1 pseudogene is annotated in these 363 nt (G+C 68.3%); it reads right to left on the bottom strand.

The features are described 5' to 3' along the window. Nucleotides 1–363, bottom strand: a pseudogene (locus tag QN345_RS19900) (hypothetical protein); the annotation flags it as partial.

Raw genomic sequence — 363 nt, 5'->3', positions numbered from 1 at the left:
CTCGGAGATGAGGAGCGCCGTGCCGAGGGCGAGGGGCACCGCGACGCACATTGCGATGACGGCGATCGTGATGGTGCCGAAGAGAACGGATGCGATGCCGAACTTCTTCGTTTCCGGCGACCAGTCCTGCTCGAAGAGGAAGTTGAACCCAGCGACCCCGAGGGCGTCGCCGGCGCGCAGCGAGAGGAAGACACCGACCGCGAGCATGATCAGCACGGTGATCGTGCCCGCGCTGAACGCGACCGAGCGGAACACCGAGTCGGAGATCGACGGGCGGGAGACCAGGGAGCGCCGCGGCCGGGAGTCGGGGTTCGACGGGTCGAAAACGGCCGGGTCTGTCCCGAAGGCGTCGCCCAGGGGCGA

The sequence above is a fragment of the Cryobacterium sp. 10I1 genome, from assembly GCF_035019805.1.
GTDB lineage: Bacteria > Actinomycetota > Actinomycetes > Actinomycetales > Microbacteriaceae > Cryobacterium > Cryobacterium glucosi.
Note: the sequence above shows the minus strand (reverse complement) of the source record. Positions and strands in the feature narration are given on the sequence as shown.